This window comes from Cellulomonas sp. JH27-2 (assembly GCF_014837175.1).
In the GTDB taxonomy this organism is placed as follows: domain Bacteria; phylum Actinomycetota; class Actinomycetes; order Actinomycetales; family Cellulomonadaceae; genus Cellulomonas.
Genome location: NZ_JACYFR010000001.1, coordinates 784,657 through 801,899 on the forward strand (window position 1 = coordinate 784,657; position 17,243 = coordinate 801,899).

A 17,243-nucleotide genomic window follows, 5' to 3' on the forward strand; every position below is an offset into this window, starting at 1 on the left:
CGCCGACCCTGCGATCCTTGTCGCCATTCGAGCCGTTGAGGTCAGCCATGGCTGGTTCGGCGTGGGGCCGGCCATGTGCCGGCGGGTCAGGGGGTCGGTGGGTCCGACCTTGAAAGGCGGGCCAGCATCTCGTTGTAGTCGTCGAGCTCCGTGTCGCCGTCGCGGTCGACGCGCCGGTCGCGGCGGCGGGCCGCGCGCTCGTCGTCGCGGGACCATGCCACGGCCACCGCGACGGCGAGGACCAGGGTCGGGATCTCACCGATGCCCCAGGTCACGGCGCCGCCGGCCTGCTGGTCGGCGATCGCGGAGGCGCCCCACGGCCGGCCCATCAGCCCGTACCAGTCGGCCACCAGCAGCGAGTCGCTGGTCACCAGGGTCACGCCGAAGAACGCGTGGAAGCCCATGGTCGCGAACAGCAGAAGCAGCCGCTGCGCGTACGGCAGCCGACGAGGGCCCGGGTCGATCCCGATCAGCGCGTTCGCGAACAGGTACCCGACGAGCGTGAAGTGCACGACCATCGCCAGGTGCCCGACCGACGAGGACAGGGCCCAGTGGAAGATGTCGGTGTAGTAGAAGACCAGCATCGAGACGACGAAGTTCGCGGCGGCCACCACCGGGTGCGCCAGGAACGTTCCGACGCGGCTGTGCACCAGCACCAGGATCCACTCGCGCGGCCCGCGCGACTCGTCACCCCGCAGCCTCGTCGAGCGCACGGGTAGCGCCCGCAGCGCCAGGGTCACCGGCGCGGACAGCGTCAGGAAGATCGGGATCACCATGGCCAGGACCATGTGCTCGACCATGTGCGCGCTGAACAGCACGTGCCCGTAGGTGGCCGGCCCGCCGGACGTCGTCCAGAAGAACAGGACCATGCCGAACGTCCACGACGCCGTCCGTGCCCACGGCCAGGAGTCTCCGCGCGCGCGCAGACGCAGCACCCAGCGCCAGTAGACGACGATCGCGGCCACGGCCGCGAAGGCGAGCACGATGTCCCAGGTCCACTCGGTGAACCACCGGGCAGGGGTCAGCTCGGGCGGCAGTGCGTGGCCCGTGAGCTGGTAGGCGGGCGTCGGGTCCGCCGGTGGCACCTCCGCGACCGGAGGGGCCGACGAGGCGAGCGCGACGGCGACACCCGAGACGGCCCCCATGACGGTGAGCTCGACGAGCACCAGCCGCCAGAACAGCATCGTCCCGGCTCCCCGCGCGTCCGGACCGCCCGTCAGACGCGGGATGACGGCCCGGCGGTGCGCGAGACCCAGCAGCCCCAGCACGCCGAACAGCGCGACCTTGGCGAGCAGAAGGATCCCGTAGCGGGAGGTCAGGTCCGACCACGAGTCCATCCGGATGACGCCGTTCACCGTGCCCGAGATCGCGACGGCCACGAAGCACCACGCCGCGATCGTCGAGTACCGCGCGACCGACGCCGACAGGTCCGTGCCGAGGCGCCGCACCAGCAGCGCGAGCGCCGCCAGCGCACCGATCCAGAGCGCCGCACCCACCAGGTGCATGAGCATGGACGACGTGGCCAGGTCGTGGCTCGCGGCACCCGCGGCGTGACCCAGCTGGGCCTGCTCCCACAGGGCGACGAAGACGAGGACGGTGGTCCAGGCCGCGCCCGTGGGGGTCGCGACGACGAGCGACAGGGCGGTCACGACGGCCGCGATCGTCGTGATGAGCAGCAGGTTGCGGCCCAGCTCGATCTGCGTGACGAACAGACCGAGCTCCTGCCCGAACGACGCCGAGCTCAGCGGCCGGCCCGCGACGCTCGCATACTTGAGCACCAGCTTGATCACGTCGAAGACTGTCCAGATCGCCGCCGCCCACGCGGCCACGACCAGCGTCCGCGGGTAGGCGCGCCCGTCGGCCCGCGGGCCCGAGCCGCGCACCGTGGCGCCCTCGCTGGTCCGCGGCAGCACGCACACGGCCAGCACCAGCGCGCCCAGGGTCACGGACCCGGCCAGGTCGGTGAGGGTCGAGGCGACGGGCAGGCCCCACCGGACCGCCGCACCCGGGTCCTGGAGCAGCACGGGAAGCGCGGCCCCGGAGAACGCGACACCGGCGAGCGCGGCGACGACCGCACCCAGCACCAGCGCGACGACGCGCCACGGACCGACGGCATCGGCCGACGAAGCAGGAGAGGGGACCTTCGACCGCCCGCCCGACGAGCCGTGCGCGGCGGGAGCGATCGCGGACGAGCCCTTCACAGCCGGGGCCTTCGCGGTCGAGTCCGTCGCCGGCGAGCCGCCCGCCGCGGGCGCGACGCCTCCCCCGCCCTGCTCGGGGACGGGTCGGGGGTCGCGGTCGCGGCGGGCGGTCGTCATCGGACCGTCACGCCCGGCCGTCGTCGACGCCGGTCTCGCCGGAGCCATCCGTGTCGAAGCCGCTCGTGCTGCCGTCTGCCGCGCGGCGACGACCGCGCCACCAGCCCAGGAGGCCGAGCGCCACACCGATCAGCAGACCGATGCCGATGATCACCCAGGCGACGGCGCCGCCACCGGAGCCGGACGATGCAGCCGCCGAGGGGCTCGTGGTCGGGTTGGAGATCGGCATGCCGGCGGTGTCGTCGGACGACGCGTCATCGGAGGGGGCCGACTCCGACGCCTCGTCGGACGGCGCAGCCGACGATGTCGTCGCGGGCGCCGGCGCCTCGTCGCCGCTGCCCGACTTCGCGGCGAACGCGAAGTCACCGGAGACGACGTGCCCGTCGGGCGAGGTCACGCGCCACGTCACCGCATACTTCCCGGCGGGCAGGTCCTGGGCGGTGATGGCCTGGGTGACGTCGGAGTCGACGAGCTGCGGCGCGCCGCTGCTGACGACCGACCCGTCCGGGCCGGTGACCTCGATGACGGTGCCGATCGCGACGGCGGGGTCCTCGAACGTGAGCGTGACGTGGTCCGGGACGACGTCGACGGTCGAGCCGTCGGCCGGGTCGGTGCTGACGAGCTGGTCATGGGCGCTGGCCGCGGGGGCGACCAGCACGCCCAGGACCGCGGTCAGGGCGCCGACGACCAGGACGGGCAGCGTCCGCCGCCGCGCGAGCGAGCGCGCCGCCGTCGCGGGTGCGGTCGCACGGTCGTGTCGTCGGGCCATGCCCTCCAGCATCCCCCACCTCACGCCTGGCTCCGTCCGCGGCGGGACGTGACGACGGCCACGACGAGCGCGGCGACGCCGGCCAGAAGCCCGAGCCCGCCCAGCCAGCGGGCGAGCGAGTCCGGCTCGTCGTTCGAGGACGCTGCTGACGAGGGCGCGGCGTCGGAAGAAGCAGCGGCGGCCGTGGCCGTGGGCGCGGCCGCAGTCGGCGAGGCACTGACCGTCGCACCGCTCGTCGGCTCGGCCGACGGCGTGGCACCGCCCTCGGGCTCAGCGGCGGTGACGACGAACTCGGGCGCGGGGTTCTCGGGCTCCTCGGCGCCGGTGGACGGCTCGTCCCAGTCCACGACCGTGCCGTCGGAGTAGGTCTGGTGCGCGGGCAGCACCAGGTCGGTGCCCTCGGCGGGCAGCGGGCCGACCTGGATCTCGAACTCCTGGAACTGACCCGGCTGCACGGCCGAGTCCTTGTCCGCGGTGAACGTCACGTGCAGCGGGGCCTTCGTGATCGTCGCCCCCTCGACGTCGACGGACTTCGGCAGCTTGCCCTCCTCGACCTTCGCGTCCCAGCCGGGCAGCGGGCGGACCGCCGCGTAGGTGAACGGGGTGTCGGTGGGCAGGTCGACGACCACCCTCGTGGTGCTCGCGTCGGGCTTCTCCGTGGGGACGCGGAACGTCAGCACGGAGTAGCCGCCGGCGGCGGTGCTCTGCGGCGTGACGTGGACGTGGGCGGAGGCGACGCTCGCGGAGGCGACGACGAGGCCGAGGCCGACGAGGGCGGCGCCGGTGGCGCGGAACTGCCTGCGGGTGAGGAAAGACATGGGAGTCCTTGGGTTCGAGGGACGATCTGGGAGGGGTTCGACGCCACGGCACGCGCGGATGGGCAGCCGGACGCGACGGGTGTGCGTGGGCTGCCTGCGAGGTGGGTCGACCTGGCGGTCGTCGGCGCCGAGGGCCTCAGAGGGCGGTCGGGACCGGGTGCTCCCAGCTGGGTGGTCCCCGCAGCGGGACCGCACGCCGCCACACCTGGCGGCTGAAGGACTCGTGGTCGATCGCGACCGGGAGCTGGGCCCAGGCCGGGCGCGCGGGGACGGCGACGCGCTCGACGAGCGGTCGCAGCCAGGCCGCGAGCCACCACAGGGCCCGGTCGACGCCGGTGATCGCCGCGACCGCGGCGAGCGTGCCGAGCACGTGCATGACGACCATCGCCCACGCACCGAGCCCGCCGACCATCGCGCCCATGCCGCTCGGGCTGCAGCCCGCGGCCTGCAGGAACGCGACGTGGGCGGCGTGGTCCATGTGGGCGTGCGACCCGGTCGGCACCAGCGTGGCGCACCCGGAGGTCTCGAACAGGGAGAAGACGCCGTGCAGCGCGAGCTGTCCCGCTCCGAGCAGGGCGATCGAGCCGATCCAGCCCATGCGCCGCCCGGCGACGACCGCGGCGACGGCCAGCACCAACGCGCCCAGGGCGACCGTCACGAGCGTGGGCGGCAGGGTTCCCCCGCCCAGGAGGTGGGCTCCGCCCGCCAGGGCGACGACGATGCCGGCGACGACGGCCGCGCGCGCAAGTCGCAGCGCTCCCGTCGTCGGCGTGATCACGCAGACACCGTAGCCGTTTTGTCCCTTCGAGGAGAGAGCGCTTTCTGGACAAAAGCGTGGGGAACACGCACGGGCATCTGCGATGTTGATCACTGGCGGCCGGGTCGGCGCGCGGGGCGCGCCTCTGTCGGACGCCCGTGGCAGCCTCTCCCCGGCTGCCCCACCAGTCTTCTCGCCACCCGCACCACCCAGTCCCCGCCCCCCGCAGCAATCCGCCCGAGAAGGTCTGATGACGCAGCAGAGCACCACGACAGACCCGCAGGACCCGACCACGCCGGAACCCGTCGCGCACGAGCCGAGCCCGTCGGGCTTCGTCCCGCCGACGCACCGCCAGATCCTGACGATCCTCGGCGGCCTGATGATCGGCATGTTCCTGGCCGCGCTCGACCAGACCATCGTCGCGACGTCCATCCGCACGATCGGCGACGACCTCAACGGCCTGTCCCTGCAGGCTTGGGTGACCACGGCGTACCTGCTGACGGCCACCATCTCGACGCCGCTGTACGGCAAGCTGTCCGACGTCTACGGGCGCAAGCCGTTCTACATGCTCGCCATCAGCATCTTCGTGCTCGGCTCGCTGCTGTCGGGGACCGCCACGTCGATGTACGAGCTGGCCATCTACCGCGGGCTGCAGGGGCTGGGCGCCGGCGGCCTCATGTCGCTGGCGATCACCATCCTGGGCGACCTCGTCGCACCGCGGGAACGGGCCCGGTACCAGGCCTACTTCCTAGCCGTGTTCGGCACGTCGTCGGTGCTGGGTCCGGTGATCGGCGGGTTCTTCGCGGGCGCGGACACCATCCTCGGCATCGCCGGGTGGCGCTGGGTGTTCCTCATCAACGTGCCGATCGGCATCGTGGGCGTCCTCGTCATCTGGCGCGTGCTGCACCTTCCGCCCCTCCAGCGCGTCGAGCACAGGATCGACTGGCCGGGCGCGCTGGCGCTGATCCTGGCCCTCGTCCCGCTGCTCGTCGTCGCCGAGCAGGGCCGGCTGTGGGGCTGGGACTCGACCAAGGCCGTGTCGTGCTACGCGCTCGGCGTGCTCGGCGTGGTCCTGTTCCTCCTCGCTGAGCGGCGCGCCAAGGCGGACGCGATCCTGCCGCTGTACCTGTTCAAGAACCGCACGTTCTCGGTGGGGGCGGGCGCCAACACCGTGATCGGCCTCGGCATGTTCGGCGGCCTGGCGACGCTGCCGCTGTACCTGCAGATCGTCAAGGGCCAGTCGCCGACGGAGGCGGGGCTGACACTGATCCCGTTCACGGTCGGCATCATGAGCGGCTCCGTGATCGCCGGCCAGACCACGTCCCGGACCGGCCGGTACAAGATCTTCCCGGTGCTGGGCACGATGCTCATGGTCGTCGGCGCGGTCGTGTTCTCGCGGGTCAGCGCAGACACGCACCTGCCGTTCGTCTTCGGGGCGTCGATCCTGTTCGGTCTGGGCCTCGGGTTCACGATGCAGCCACTGGTGCTGGCCGTGCAGAACGCCGTGCCCGTGCGGGACATGGGCGTCGCGACGTCGTCGTCGCTGTTCTTCCGGCAGATGGGCGGCACCCTCGGCACGGCGATCTTCCTGTCCGTGCTGTTCTCGACGGTCAAGGACAACATCGCCGACGCGTTCGCGCGGCTCGCGAAGACACCCGCCTTTCAGGCCGCGCTCAACGACCCGAACGTGATGTCCGAGCCGCACAACGCGCTCGTCGGGAAGATCCTGCAGGGCAAGGCGAAGCTGGACCTCGATAACTCGTCGTTCATCGGCCATCTCGATGACCGACTGGCGCGGCCGTTCCTGGAGGGTTTCGCCCAGTCGACCGACACGGTCATGGTCCTGACCGCGATCGCCCTGGTCATCGGCGTGGTGCTGGCGTTCATGCTGCCCGAGCTGCCGCTGCGGAACGTGTCGGGCATCCAGGGTCGGATGGACGACGACCACGCGCGGTCCGCCGGGCCCCAGGGCGTCACCGCCGTGGGCGGGACCGCGACGGTCGTCGCGCAGGCCGACCAGGACGCGCGCGTCAACCCCGGTCCGGGACCGCACCCGGCCGGGCCGGACGGTTCACAGGCAGCTTCCAGCGATCGTCAGTAGGTTCGAGGACACGATCCGCGACCCCCACCGGAGGCCCTGATGCACGAGCACGGAAGCACCTGCACCAGCTGCATGGACCGACGACAGATGCTGACGCGCGTCGGCACGGCTGGGGCGGTCGTCGCGGGCGTCGCCGTCCTGGCGGCCTGCAGCGGCGGCTCCGACACCCCGACCGCCACGCAGGGCGCCGACGGCTCGTTGGCGAAGGTCAGCGACATCCCGGTGGGCGGCGCGCTGTCAGCCAGGTCGGGCAGCGACAAGATCCTGCTCGTCCAGGCCACCGCGGGGACCGTCACCGCGTACTCGGCGATCTGCACCCACCAAGGCTGCACCGTCGCGGCGGGCAAGAGCGACCTGACGTGCCCGTGCCACGGCTCGGTGTTCGACCTGACCGGCAAGCCGGTGTCGGGGCCCGCGACCGAGCCGCTGCCCGCCTTCGACGTGCACGTCGAGAACGGCGCCGTCTTCGCCGGGAAGGCCTGAGCCATGGGCACCTGGGTGTCGGGGCCGCCTGCGACGTCGGCCGTGCTGCGCGGGCTGACGTCGGCGGCCGTGCTGCTGTCCGGCGTCGTGCACCTGCAGCTCTACTTCGAGGGCTTCAAGAACACGGACGTCGCGATCCCGTTTCTCATCAACGCCGCCGCGGGGCTCGTGATCGGCGTGCTGCTGCTGATCTGGCGGCACTGGATCCCGCTGTTGCTGGCCGCCGGCTTCGGGGCCGCGACCCTGGGCGCGTTCCTGCTGTCCACCACGTCGGGCGGATTCATGGGCGTGCACGAGGAGTGGCAGGGCGTGCCGATCTGGTCGTGCGCGATCGCCGAGATCCTGGCAATCGTGCTGGCCGTCGCGGCCTGGTTCGTCGAGCGCCGTCCGGTCCCGACGACGGCATAGGCCGACTCAGCCGCCAGCCCGACTCAGCCGCGGCCACGACTCAGCCGCAGCCCGACTCAGCCGCGGCGTCAGACCGTGGCGCGTCAGCCCCAGACCAGGCCGTGCGCGGGCTCGGCCAGCACGCGCGCGACGTCGGCCAGCAGGCGCGAGCCCAGCTCACCGTCCACGAGGCGGTGGTCGAAGCTCAGGGCGAGCTGCGTGACGTGGCGGATCTTGATCTTGCCCTTGTGGACCCACGGCTGCTCGCGGATGGCGCCGAACGCCAGGATCGCGGCCTCGCCCGGGTTGAGGATCGGCGTGCCGGTGTCGATGCCGAACACTCCGACGTTCGTGATGGTGATGGTGCCGTCCGACATGTCGGTGGGCGTCACCTTGCCGGCGCGCGCGGTCGCGGTCAGGTCGGCGAGGCCGTCGGCCAGCTCGCGCAGGGAGAGCCGGTGCGCGTCCTTGATGTTCGGCACGACGAGGCCGCGGGGCGTCGCCGCCGCGATGCCGAGGTTCACGTAGTGCTTGTAGACGATCTCCTGGGACTCGTCGTCCCAGGACGCGTTGATCTCCGGGTGCCGGCGGACCGCCAGCAGCAGCGCCTTCGCGGCGACGAGCAGCGGCGTGACGCGGACGTCGGCGAACTCGCGGTCGGCGCGCAGGCGCTCGACGAGCTTCATGGTGCGCGTGACGTCGACCGTGTGGAACACCGTGACGTGCGGAGCGCTGAACGCGCTCGAGACCATGGCCTCCGCGGTCCGCTTGCGCACGGACTTCACGGGGACGCGGGTCTGGCGACCGTCGGACGACACCGTGCCCGACGCCAGCCACGGCTGGTCGTCGCCGGGGTAGGTGGCCAGCGTGCGGGCCTCCGCCTGCGCGGTGTGCGCGAGGACGTCCTCCCGCGTGACGATCCCGCCGGGCCCCGTGGGCGCGACGGAGTCGAGGTCGACGCCCAGGTCACGCGCGAGCTTGCGGACCGGCGGCTTGGCCAGGGTGTGGTGGCCGCGGTCGGGCGAAGGAGCTGACGGTGACGCGGGCGTGCCGGTCGTTGCGGGCGTGCCGGCCGTCCCTGTGCCGTCGGTGGCGGACGAGGCCGCCGCTCCCGCGCGTGGGCGTCGACCGGCGCCCGCGTCCGCGACGCCGTACCCGACGAGCACGGCCTGCCGCTCCGCGGGGGCCGGCTCGGTGACGGGCGCGCTCGCCTGAGCCGCGGGCGCGACCCGCGCAGCCTCGATCTCGTCGGCCCCGCCGGGCTCGACGCCGCGGTGCCGCTCTGCCCCGCCGACGTGCCGGACGGACCCGGTCACGACGGGAGCCTCGTCGGACTGCGCAGACGCCCCCTCGTCACTCGCCGGAGCCGCCGCAGCCGCACCGCCCGGGTCCACGTCGATCTCGATGATCGGCGTCCCGACGTCCACGGTGGTCCCGGGTTCGACGAGCAGCCGCGTGACGACGCCGGACCACGGGCTGGGCAGGTCGACGAGCGACTTGGCCGTCTCGATCTCGACGATGGTCTGGTTGACCTCGACGGTGTCGCCGACCGCCACGTGCCAGGTGACGATCTCGGCCTCGGTCAGCCCCTCACCCGCGTCGGGGAGCGGGAACTGCTGGTACGTGGGCACTGACGGACTCCTCGGTGGTTCGAGTGCGGTGCGAGCGCGGGTCAGAAGGCGAGCGAGCGGTCGACGGCGTCCAGGACACGGTCGACGCTGGGCAGGTAGTCGTGCTCGATCTTCGCGACCGGGTACGGCACGTGGAAGCCCCCGACCCGCAGGACGGGCGCCTGAAGGTGGTAGAAGCACTCCTCGGTGATGCGGGCGGCCACCTCGGCACCGGTCCCGTACAGGACGGGGGCCTCGTGCACGACGACGCAGCGGCCCGTGCGCTGCACGGACGCGGCCACGGTCGCGGTGTCGAGCGGCGACAGCGCCCGCAGGTCGATGACCTCGATGCTGGTGCCCTCGGCGGCGGCGGTCTCGGCGGACTTGAGCGCGGTCTGCACGGTGGGGCCGTACGCGACGAGCGTGACGTCCGTCCCGGCGCGGACGATGCGCGCGCCGTCGAGACCGTTGCCGGCGGGTGCGTCGAGGTCGACGTCGCCCTTCTCCCAGTAGCGCCCCTTGGGCTCGAAGAACATCACCGGGTCGGGCGACGCGACGGCCTCCTGGATCATCGCGTACGCCTGGGCCGGGCTCGACGGCGTGACGACGCGCAGGCCGGCCGTGTGCGCGAACAGCGCCTCCGGCGACTCGCTGTGGTGCTCGATCGCGCCGATCCCGCCGCCGTAGGGCACCCGGATGACGACGGGCAGCGTGAGGCGTCCGCGCGAGCGGTAGTGCATCTTCGAGAGCTGCGTGGTGATCTGGTCGAAGGCCGGGAAGACGAAGCCGTCGAACTGGATCTCGCACACCGGCCGGTAGCCGCGCAGGGCGAGCCCGATCGCGGTGCCGACGATGCCGGACTCGGCCAGCGGGGTGTCGACCACGCGTTTCGCACCGAACTCGGCCTGCAGCCCGTCGGTGACGCGGAAGACGCCGCCGAGCTTGCCGATGTCCTCGCCCATGAGCAGCGTCTTGTCGTCGTCCGCGAGCGCCCGACGAAGGCCGAGGTTGATCGCCTTCGCGAACGTGATCTTCTGCGTGCCTGCCGGCACGGGCGCCTGCGCCGCGGGTGCGGCCGCCGTCGTGGTGCTCATCGGTGGCTCCCCTCGCCGTGGTGACCGTGCTCCAGGAACGACGACTCGTACCCCTGGAACCAGGCGCGCTCGGACTCGACGACCGAGTGCGGCGTGGCGTACACGTGCTCGAACATCGACGCGGGCGAGGGGCGGCCCATGCCACGCACGGTGGTGCGGACGTGCTCGCCGAGCGCCTCGCCCTCGGCGTCGAGCTTCTCGACGAAGTCCGCGGGGAGCTCGCCGATCGACTCGAGGTGGAGCCGGAGCCGGTCGATCGGGTCGCGCTGCCGCCAGTACTCCTCCTGCTCGGAGGAGCGGTAGCGGCTCGGGTCGTCGGACGTGGTGTGCGCGCCCATCCGGTACGTGAACGCCTCGATGAAGCTGGGACCGCCGCCCGAGTGGGCCCGCTGCAGGGCCTCCTGCGTCACGGCGTAGGTGGCGAGCACGTCGTTGCCGTCGACGCGGACGGCCGGGATGCCGACGCCGGGCGCACGGTTGGCGATCGGGACGCGCGCCTGGTGCGTGGTCGACTCGCTGATCGCCCACTGGTTGTTCTGGCAGAAGAAGACGATGGGGGCCTCGTTGACCGCGGCGAAGGTCAGGGCCTCGCTCACGTCGCCCTGGGCCGTGGCGCCGTCGCCGAAGTACGTGACGACGGCCGCGTCGCGCGTAGGGTCGCCGGTCCCGACGGCCCCGTCACGCTGGATTCCCATGGCGTAGCCGGTTGCGTGCAGGGTGTGCGAGCCGATGACCAGCGTGTACAGGTGGAAGCCGTGGTCGGCAGGGTCCCAGCCGCCGTGGTCCACCCCGCGGAACAGGCGCAGCAGGTCGGTCAGCTCGAGCCCGCGGACGTGGGCGACGCCGTGCTCGCGGTAGCTCGGGAAGACGTGGTCGAGCGGGCTGAGCGCGTAGGCGGACCCGATCTGCGCGGCCTCCTGGCCGAGCGACTGCGCGAACAGCGCCAGCTCGCCCTGTCGCTGGAGCGACGTGGCCTCATTGTCGAAGCGCCGCACCAGCACCATGTCGCGGTACATCGCGCGCAGGGCGTCGGCGTCCAGGTGCGCGACGAGGCCGTCGTACCGCTCGTCGTGCACCCGCTCGCCGCCGGGGGTGAGCAGCTGGACCAGGCCCTCGGTGCTCAGGGGTCCGGCGGGCTGGGTGGGTGCCTGCGCGTTCTGGATGCCGTCGGGGGTGTCGACGCCGGTCGCGTCGGCGGTGGCATTCGTGCTCACGCGTCGCTCCTTCGCGTGCCGCGGCCGGGAAGCCGCTCCGTTGCGTCCGAGGGGGTCTCTCGAACCTACGACACCGTAGCCTACGGATCCGTAGGTTGTGGCGGAAGCCCCCCACAACGCTCGACGGGCCCGGTTGTGGATGTCCACAACCGGGCCCGTCGTGCGGTGTCGCCTGGTCCCTACCGCACGGTGATGCTGTGCGCGGTCACCTTCCGGGATGTCAGGTAGTGCGCCGACGACCCCGTCGGTGCGAACGTGACCGTCACCTTGTAGGTGCCCTTCTTGAGCGCGGGCAGCTTCACGGAGACCTTGCCGTGCGCCGACGACCTCAGTGTCGTCGTGAGGTGCTTCTTCCCGTAGGTCACCGTGACCTTGCCCGACGGGCCCGACTGGCCGGTCACCCGCACGGCCACGCTCACGCGCTTGGCCGTCGAGATCTTCGTCGCAGAGAGCGTCGACCGCACGGTCGGCTTCACCTTCGGCACGACGGACGTGGTGAACGACCGAATGAACGGCGCGTATCCCGCTCTCTTCACGGTCACCGTGACCGAGACCCTCTTGCCGACATCCGCCAGCCCCACGTCGTACGTCGGCGACGACGTCCCGGACCTGGCGATCGACGTGTTCCTCCAGCGGTAGGTGACGGTCGTGCCGCTGGGCCACACGCCTGGCGACGCGGTGAGTCTGTGCCCGACGAGGGCAGTCCCGGCGAGCCGCGGCGCGACGGTTGTCGTCAGCACCCCCGGCGCGACCGGCGCGGTGGTGAACACGGTGACGACGCGGGCGGCACGACCGGGCGCCGTGGCCGTCACCTCCGCGACGAGCGAGCGGCCGACCAGCGCGGGAGGCACGACGAAGGACGCCGAGCGCACACCGGGAACGACCGTGCCTTCAACGGTCAGCCACCTGTAGGAGAGAGAGCTACCGGTGATCCACGTGCCGGGGTCCACCGTGAGGACACGACCGACCTGCGCCTTCGACGTCAGCACCGGCTCCCGCGAGGGCGCAGGGATCTCTCCCAGGCCGACGACCTCGGGCCACGCGCGAAGCTCCCAGTCATGAGGCTCGTACCCGAACGCGCTCCCGCGGATGTCGACGGTCAGGTGCTTGCCGAGGTCCGCGGGCTGGACGTCGTACCTCGTGTCTGTCGCACCGGGGATCTCGACACCGTCACGGAGCCACCTGTAGTCAGTCGTCACGCCGCTCGGCTTCCACTGCATGGGAGCGGAGAGCCGCAGGGTCGAGCCGACCACGGCGTCCCCGACCAGATCGGGCAAGGCGGCATCGACCCACAGGTCCGGCCGGAGCACGACGGCGTCGAACGTGCTCGACGGTGCCGTCATCGCCGTCGCATCCTCAACTGCAGGAACCACGAATTTCCCCGGCCCTGCGTAGCATCCAGGGGCGCTCGTGTCCTCCACGCCATACGCATGCTGGTTGTACCGCCCGCAGATCACGTAGCTGGACCCCGCGCGCAGGCCGGTGAGCACCACCTCACCTGTCCGTTCGACGGTTGCCCCGAACTGGCTCCGGGTGTCGGGCTCCCCGGCGCGGCGCTCCCACACCGTGACGTTCAGCCGCGGCCTGCCTGTCACCGTCTCGAGCGGCCCGTCGAACGACCGGAAGCGTCCGCTGATGGTCACCGGCTCGTCCACCGTGATCGCCACCGAGGAAGGTCGACCGTCGCGGATCCACGAGGCGTCGTCCTCCCAGTCGCTCGTTCTCCCGTCCGCGGTGATCCACCCGCCGAGATGGTCAGGTCCAGCATCGAGCCACAGCCGGTAGGCGACACGCGGGTCGACTCCACGCAGGTCGAACTGGCCCTCGTCGTCGACGTAGGTCTGTGGTACGAACTGCGACCCTTCGCCCTCGGCGACGACCCTCGATCCCACAGCCCGGTCGCCGTTCGTCACGATCCCGGAGACTGTCGCCGTGTCGACCAGATCGGCCGTGATCGAGCTCCCCACGGCGAATGCCTGCGCGCCTGCCTGGTCGAGCGCGAGCCTCTGCCCGTCACCGGCGTACCACCCCCCGGCGACGGCGACGTCGCCGTCCTGCACCTTGACGTGCAAGCGCAGTGGCTCACTGACCCGGACTGCGTCGCCGATCGTCACGTCGAAGTCCTGCGCGACGTCGGCTGTCATCGTCACGGTCGTTCCTTGAACCTGTGCTCCGGTCGGGTCGACCACGGTCACGAACACGACCTCAGACACCGAAGCCGTCAGTATCCCGTGCACCAGCGAGATCGGTGCGGCCGTCGCCGGCGCGGCGGCGATCCCGCCGCCCAGGAGCCCGGCAAGCGCGGCGACGATTGCCACGCGCCGCGACAGCAGGGAGTAGAAGCGCGCCATGGTTCCTCCGGGAGCACGAATCGTCGAGATGCCCTCGGAATGTCGTCGTCCGACCCTGAGCAGCGAAAGAGTGTCGCAGGTACCGCGCACGATCACAAGCGTCGCCATCGCGATCAGCGCGGGGCGGCCTCCGCGGCGATCTCGAGGAACAGGTCGACGGCCTCGGGCTCGCCGACGCTTACGCGCACGCCGTCGCCGGCGAAGGGCCGCACGATGACCCCCGCGCGAGCGGACCGCTCGGCGAAAGCGGTCGCCGCGTCGCCCAGCGGCAGCCAGACGAAATTGGCCTGGCTGTCGGGCACGTCCCAGCCCTGCGCACGCAGACCGTCGAGCAGCCGTGTGCGCTCGCCGACGACGCGCTCGACGCGGGCCAGCAGCTCGGGGGTGTGTCGCAGCGACGCGACGGCGGCGAGCTGGGCCACGTGCGAGACGCCGAACGGGGTCGACGCCGCGCGGATGCCCGCAGCCAGGCGTGCGCGGGCCACCGCGTAGCCGACGCGCAGACCGGCCAGCCCGTAAGCCTTGGAGAAGGTACGCAGGACGACGACGTTGCGGTGCGCCGCGAACAGCGCCATCGCGTCGGGGGCCTGCGGGTCGCGGACGAACTCGACGTACGCCTCGTCCAGCACGACGAGCACGTCCTCCGGCACGGCGGCCAGGAACTCGTCGAGCTCGTCGGCGTGCACCGACGGGCCTGTCGGGTTGTTGGGCGTGCAGACCAGCACGACGCGCGTGCGGGGCGTGATCGCCGCCGCCATCGCGGGCAGGTCCAGACGCCCACCGGCCGCGAGAGGCACCGGCACACCGACGCCGCCGGCCAGGGAGATCGCGATCGGGTACGCCTCGAAGGAGCGCCACGGCAGGACGACCTCGTCGCCCGACTCGCAGACCGCGGTCAGGATGTGACCCAGCACCGCGACCGAGCCGCACCCGGCGACCACCGTCTCCGGGTCCACGCCCAGCGAACCCGCGATCGCCTCGCACAGCTCCGTGGCGTGCATGTCGGGGTAGCGGTTGATGTCGACCGCCGCGTCCGCGATGGTCGCGACCACCGACGGCAGGGGCGGGTACGGGTTCTCGTTCGACGACAGCTTGAACGCCGCCGCACCGACCGCGGCGCGGGCGCCCGGGACGTAGGGCGGCAGGTCGGAGAGGGCTCGGCGCAGGGGGACGCGGGTCACGCGTCCAGCATGCCATCCGGGACAGGTGGCAGGATCGCGGCATGTCCTTCGTCGTCCGCGTCCTCATCAACGGTGTCGCCATCTGGCTCGCGACCGTCCTGCTGTCCGGCCTCGACATCGTCGGGTACGACTCGACCTGGCAGAAGGTCGGCATCATCCTGCTGATCGCGTTGGTGTTCGGGATCGTCAACGCGGTCGTCAAGCCGATCGTCGCCTTCCTCTCGATCCCTCTGTACATCCTGACCCTGGGCCTGTTCACGCTGGTCGTGAACGCGCTCATGCTCATGCTGACCGCGTGGATCACGGAGTTCACCGACTGGGGCCTGCGCATCGACGGCTTCTGGACCGCCGTGTGGGGCGGCCTGATCATCTCGATCGTCAGCTTCGCGCTGTCGGTGATGGTCAGCGACGACCGCTGACGCACCCGGTTCACGGCGCGCGCCTGATCGTGGGTGCACGCGGCCGACCCGTCGCCGGGTCGGTCCGCACCGTCTGAGCGTTGCGGGTCACGGAGTACTGCGACGTCGTCGCGGTGGTCCCGTCGGGGCCGAGCACGTCCGCGAGCGCGGCGTCGAAGTCGCGCAGCGCCGGGCTCCCGGCGAGCTGGTCCTGGGCCAGCTGCGCGGTACGGACGTAGCCCGTGACGGCGTGCGCGTGCGCGACGTTCTGGCGGCCGATGCTCCGCCGGACCACGACGACGTTGCTCGACTCGGTGTCCGGGCGCGCGTCGGTCTGCGGCACCAGGTCCTCGTCGACGCGGTAGTGGCGCACCTGGACCGTCGCGGGCACGCGCCGCGGGACGTCGGGCGACCCCGCGGTCAGGACGGCGCGCACGTGGTACGCGCCGGCCGCGAGCGAGGCAGCCGCCACCGCGACCATCCCGCCCTGGCTGTGCCCGGCGATGGCCATGGGATCGTCGGCACCGACGCCGGCGTCCTGCAGGGCCTGCAGCACCGCCGTCGACATGTCGTCAGGCAGACCCGCGGTCAGGCGCGCGTTGGTGGTCATGTCACTGGGGACGTCGCCGCCGAAGCTGCTCGACTGCGTGCCGGGGATCTCCACGACCCAGCCGATCGTGCCGTCCGGGTGGGTCAGACGCTGCACCGAGATGGTCGACGGAGGCGTCCCCGCAGCGCCACCCTGTCGTTCGGGGTACGACGCGGCCACGTTGGTCAGCACGTCCGCGGCCGTGCGCGGCGCCGCGAGCTGGGGCGGGTCGGCGCGTGGGAGGACAACCGTGGGCGCGGTGTCCCCGCCCGCGATCTCGGCGGACAGCGCACGGAAGGGGTCGTCGACGATCGGACGGGTGCCGGGCAGCGCGCCTCGCAGGAACCCGGCGACCGCCTGGACGGCCTGCTCGGGCACCTGCGCCGCGGACAGGCTGCCCGTCGCATCCGTCAGCAGGCCGGCGACCGTCAGCCCGGCGAGCACCTCGGCGCCCGGCACCACCACCGGCGCGAGCATCGGCCACAGCGCGGGCGTCTCCCCGATCATCTGCGCGTCCAGCGTGACGAGGCGGCGCACGGTCCGCCACACCGACGACTCGGCGTCGGCGTAGTGCGTGACCACGCGGCGCAGCCGCACGACGAGGTCGTCGACCGCGCTCGCCAGCGCGTGCGCGGACCGGCAGTCGCGCTCTGCCCGGTCCACGTCCACGCCCGACGAAACGGCCGCCCCACCGGGTGCGGACACCGGACCTCCCGCAGCGCCCCACGGCGAGACCGCGGCGGCCGAACGCGCGGTCACGGCCGCTCCCCACAGCTCGGCCGACGCGGTGCGCAGCGCCCGCGCCGCCGCGTGCAGGCTCGTCACCGCCGCGGCGAGATCGGCCAGCTCGACCGTCGTCGGCCCGCGCCCGCCCGTGGCCCGCACCTCCCCGAACCCCCACGGGGCTCCTCGCCCGGACGCCGCACCGGAGAGCGCGCGAGCCGCGCTCACGGCTGGCACAGTGCGGACCCGACGAGGCCGGCCACGTCGCCACGCAAGGCAGTCACGTCGTGGACCAGCGCCTCCACCTCGGCCCGGTACCGGGGTGCGATCGGTCCGGTCCAGGGCACCTGGTCGGCGGCGACGAGGTGGCGGCGGGCCTCGTCGACGTGCTCGAGCGCCGCGTGCAGCCGGGGGAAGGGGTCGTTCCACATCCCGTCACGCTAGGCAGGC

15 protein-coding genes are annotated in these 17,243 nt (G+C 72.4%); 4 read left to right on the forward strand and 11 right to left on the reverse strand.

All coding sequences use genetic code 11. The annotated features are described in order from the left end of the window. Positions 1–86: 86 nt before the first annotated feature. From IC607_RS03830 to IC607_RS03845, 4 genes are all read right to left on the reverse strand, one after another. Positions 87–2,318, reverse strand: a complete 2,232-nt coding sequence (locus IC607_RS03830; protein WP_191785640.1) for a cytochrome c oxidase assembly protein — start codon at positions 2,316–2,318, stop codon at positions 87–89. Between the two features lie 7 nt (positions 2,319–2,325). Further along, positions 2,326–3,087: a copper resistance protein CopC gene (locus IC607_RS03835; RefSeq protein ID WP_191785641.1), complete on the reverse strand. Its 762-nt coding sequence runs from the start codon at positions 3,085–3,087 to the stop codon at positions 2,326–2,328. Positions 3,088–3,107: 20 nt separating this feature from the next. Next, positions 3,108–3,905, reverse strand: a complete 798-nt coding sequence (locus IC607_RS03840; RefSeq protein WP_191785642.1) for a YcnI family protein — start codon at positions 3,903–3,905, stop codon at positions 3,108–3,110. 136 nt (positions 3,906–4,041) lie between these two features. Continuing rightward, positions 4,042–4,683 (reverse strand): hypothetical protein, encoded by a 642-nt coding sequence (locus IC607_RS03845; RefSeq protein WP_191785643.1) that lies wholly within the window; start codon positions 4,681–4,683, stop codon positions 4,042–4,044. A gap of 229 nt (positions 4,684–4,912) precedes the next feature. On the opposite strand from IC607_RS03845, the gene IC607_RS03850 reads away from it, so the two are divergent. The 3 genes from IC607_RS03850 to IC607_RS03860 all read left to right on the forward strand — a co-directional run bounded on the left by IC607_RS03850 (position 4,913) and on the right by IC607_RS03860 (position 7,654). Further along, positions 4,913–6,763 carry an MDR family MFS transporter gene (locus IC607_RS03850; protein WP_191785644.1) on the forward strand — a complete coding sequence of 617 codons (1,851 nt, stop codon included), beginning with the start codon at positions 4,913–4,915 and terminating at the stop codon, positions 6,761–6,763. Positions 6,764–6,850: 87 nt separating this feature from the next. Beyond that, positions 6,851–7,246 carry a Rieske (2Fe-2S) protein gene (locus IC607_RS03855; protein ID WP_225224313.1) on the forward strand — a complete coding sequence of 132 codons (396 nt, stop codon included), beginning with the start codon at positions 6,851–6,853 and terminating at the stop codon, positions 7,244–7,246. Between the two features lie 3 nt (positions 7,247–7,249). Continuing rightward, positions 7,250–7,654 (forward strand): hypothetical protein, encoded by a 405-nt coding sequence (locus IC607_RS03860; RefSeq protein WP_191785646.1) that lies wholly within the window; start codon positions 7,250–7,252, stop codon positions 7,652–7,654. An 83-nt stretch (positions 7,655–7,737) separates the two neighbouring features. Here the strand turns inward: IC607_RS03860 and IC607_RS03865 are convergent, their stop codons facing one another. The 5 genes from IC607_RS03865 to hisC all read right to left on the reverse strand — a co-directional run bounded on the left by IC607_RS03865 (position 7,738) and on the right by hisC (position 15,083). Next, complete coding sequence (locus IC607_RS03865) at positions 7,738–9,264, reverse strand: dihydrolipoamide acetyltransferase family protein (protein WP_191785647.1); 1,527 nt, start codon at positions 9,262–9,264, stop codon at positions 7,738–7,740. 41 nt (positions 9,265–9,305) lie between these two features. Beyond that, a complete protein-coding gene (locus tag IC607_RS03870) occupies positions 9,306–10,337 on the reverse strand; it encodes an alpha-ketoacid dehydrogenase subunit beta (RefSeq protein ID WP_191785648.1) in 1,032 nt (343 codons plus the stop codon). Beyond that, entirely contained in the window at positions 10,334–11,551 is a 1,218-nt protein-coding gene (locus tag IC607_RS03875) for a thiamine pyrophosphate-dependent dehydrogenase E1 component subunit alpha (RefSeq protein ID WP_191785649.1), read from the reverse strand. The genes IC607_RS03870 and IC607_RS03875 overlap by 4 nt, the downstream gene beginning before the upstream one ends. Positions 11,552–11,730: 179 nt before the next feature. Further along, entirely contained in the window at positions 11,731–13,902 is a 2,172-nt protein-coding gene (locus IC607_RS03880; RefSeq protein WP_191785650.1) for an Ig-like domain-containing protein, read from the reverse strand. A 113-nt stretch (positions 13,903–14,015) separates the two neighbouring features. Next, positions 14,016–15,083, reverse strand: coding sequence for a histidinol-phosphate transaminase (gene hisC, locus IC607_RS03885; RefSeq protein WP_191785651.1), 1,068 nt, complete (start codon positions 15,081–15,083; stop codon positions 14,016–14,018). 41 nt (positions 15,084–15,124) lie between these two features. On the opposite strand from hisC, the gene IC607_RS03890 reads away from it, so the two are divergent. Continuing rightward, positions 15,125–15,502: a phage holin family protein gene (locus IC607_RS03890; RefSeq protein WP_191785652.1), complete on the forward strand. Its 378-nt coding sequence runs from the start codon at positions 15,125–15,127 to the stop codon at positions 15,500–15,502. A gap of 10 nt (positions 15,503–15,512) precedes the next feature. Here the strand turns inward: IC607_RS03890 and IC607_RS03895 are convergent, their stop codons facing one another. Together IC607_RS03895 and IC607_RS03900 are read right to left on the reverse strand one after the other, a co-directional pair. Beyond that, positions 15,513–17,021 carry a hypothetical protein gene (locus IC607_RS03895; RefSeq protein WP_191785653.1) on the reverse strand — a complete coding sequence of 503 codons (1,509 nt, stop codon included), beginning with the start codon at positions 17,019–17,021 and terminating at the stop codon, positions 15,513–15,515. Beyond that, positions 17,018–17,224 carry a hypothetical protein gene (locus tag IC607_RS03900; RefSeq protein WP_191785654.1) on the reverse strand — a complete coding sequence of 69 codons (207 nt, stop codon included), beginning with the start codon at positions 17,222–17,224 and terminating at the stop codon, positions 17,018–17,020. Before IC607_RS03900 ends, IC607_RS03895 begins: the two co-directional genes overlap by 4 nt. Positions 17,225–17,243: the final 19 nt, after the last annotated feature.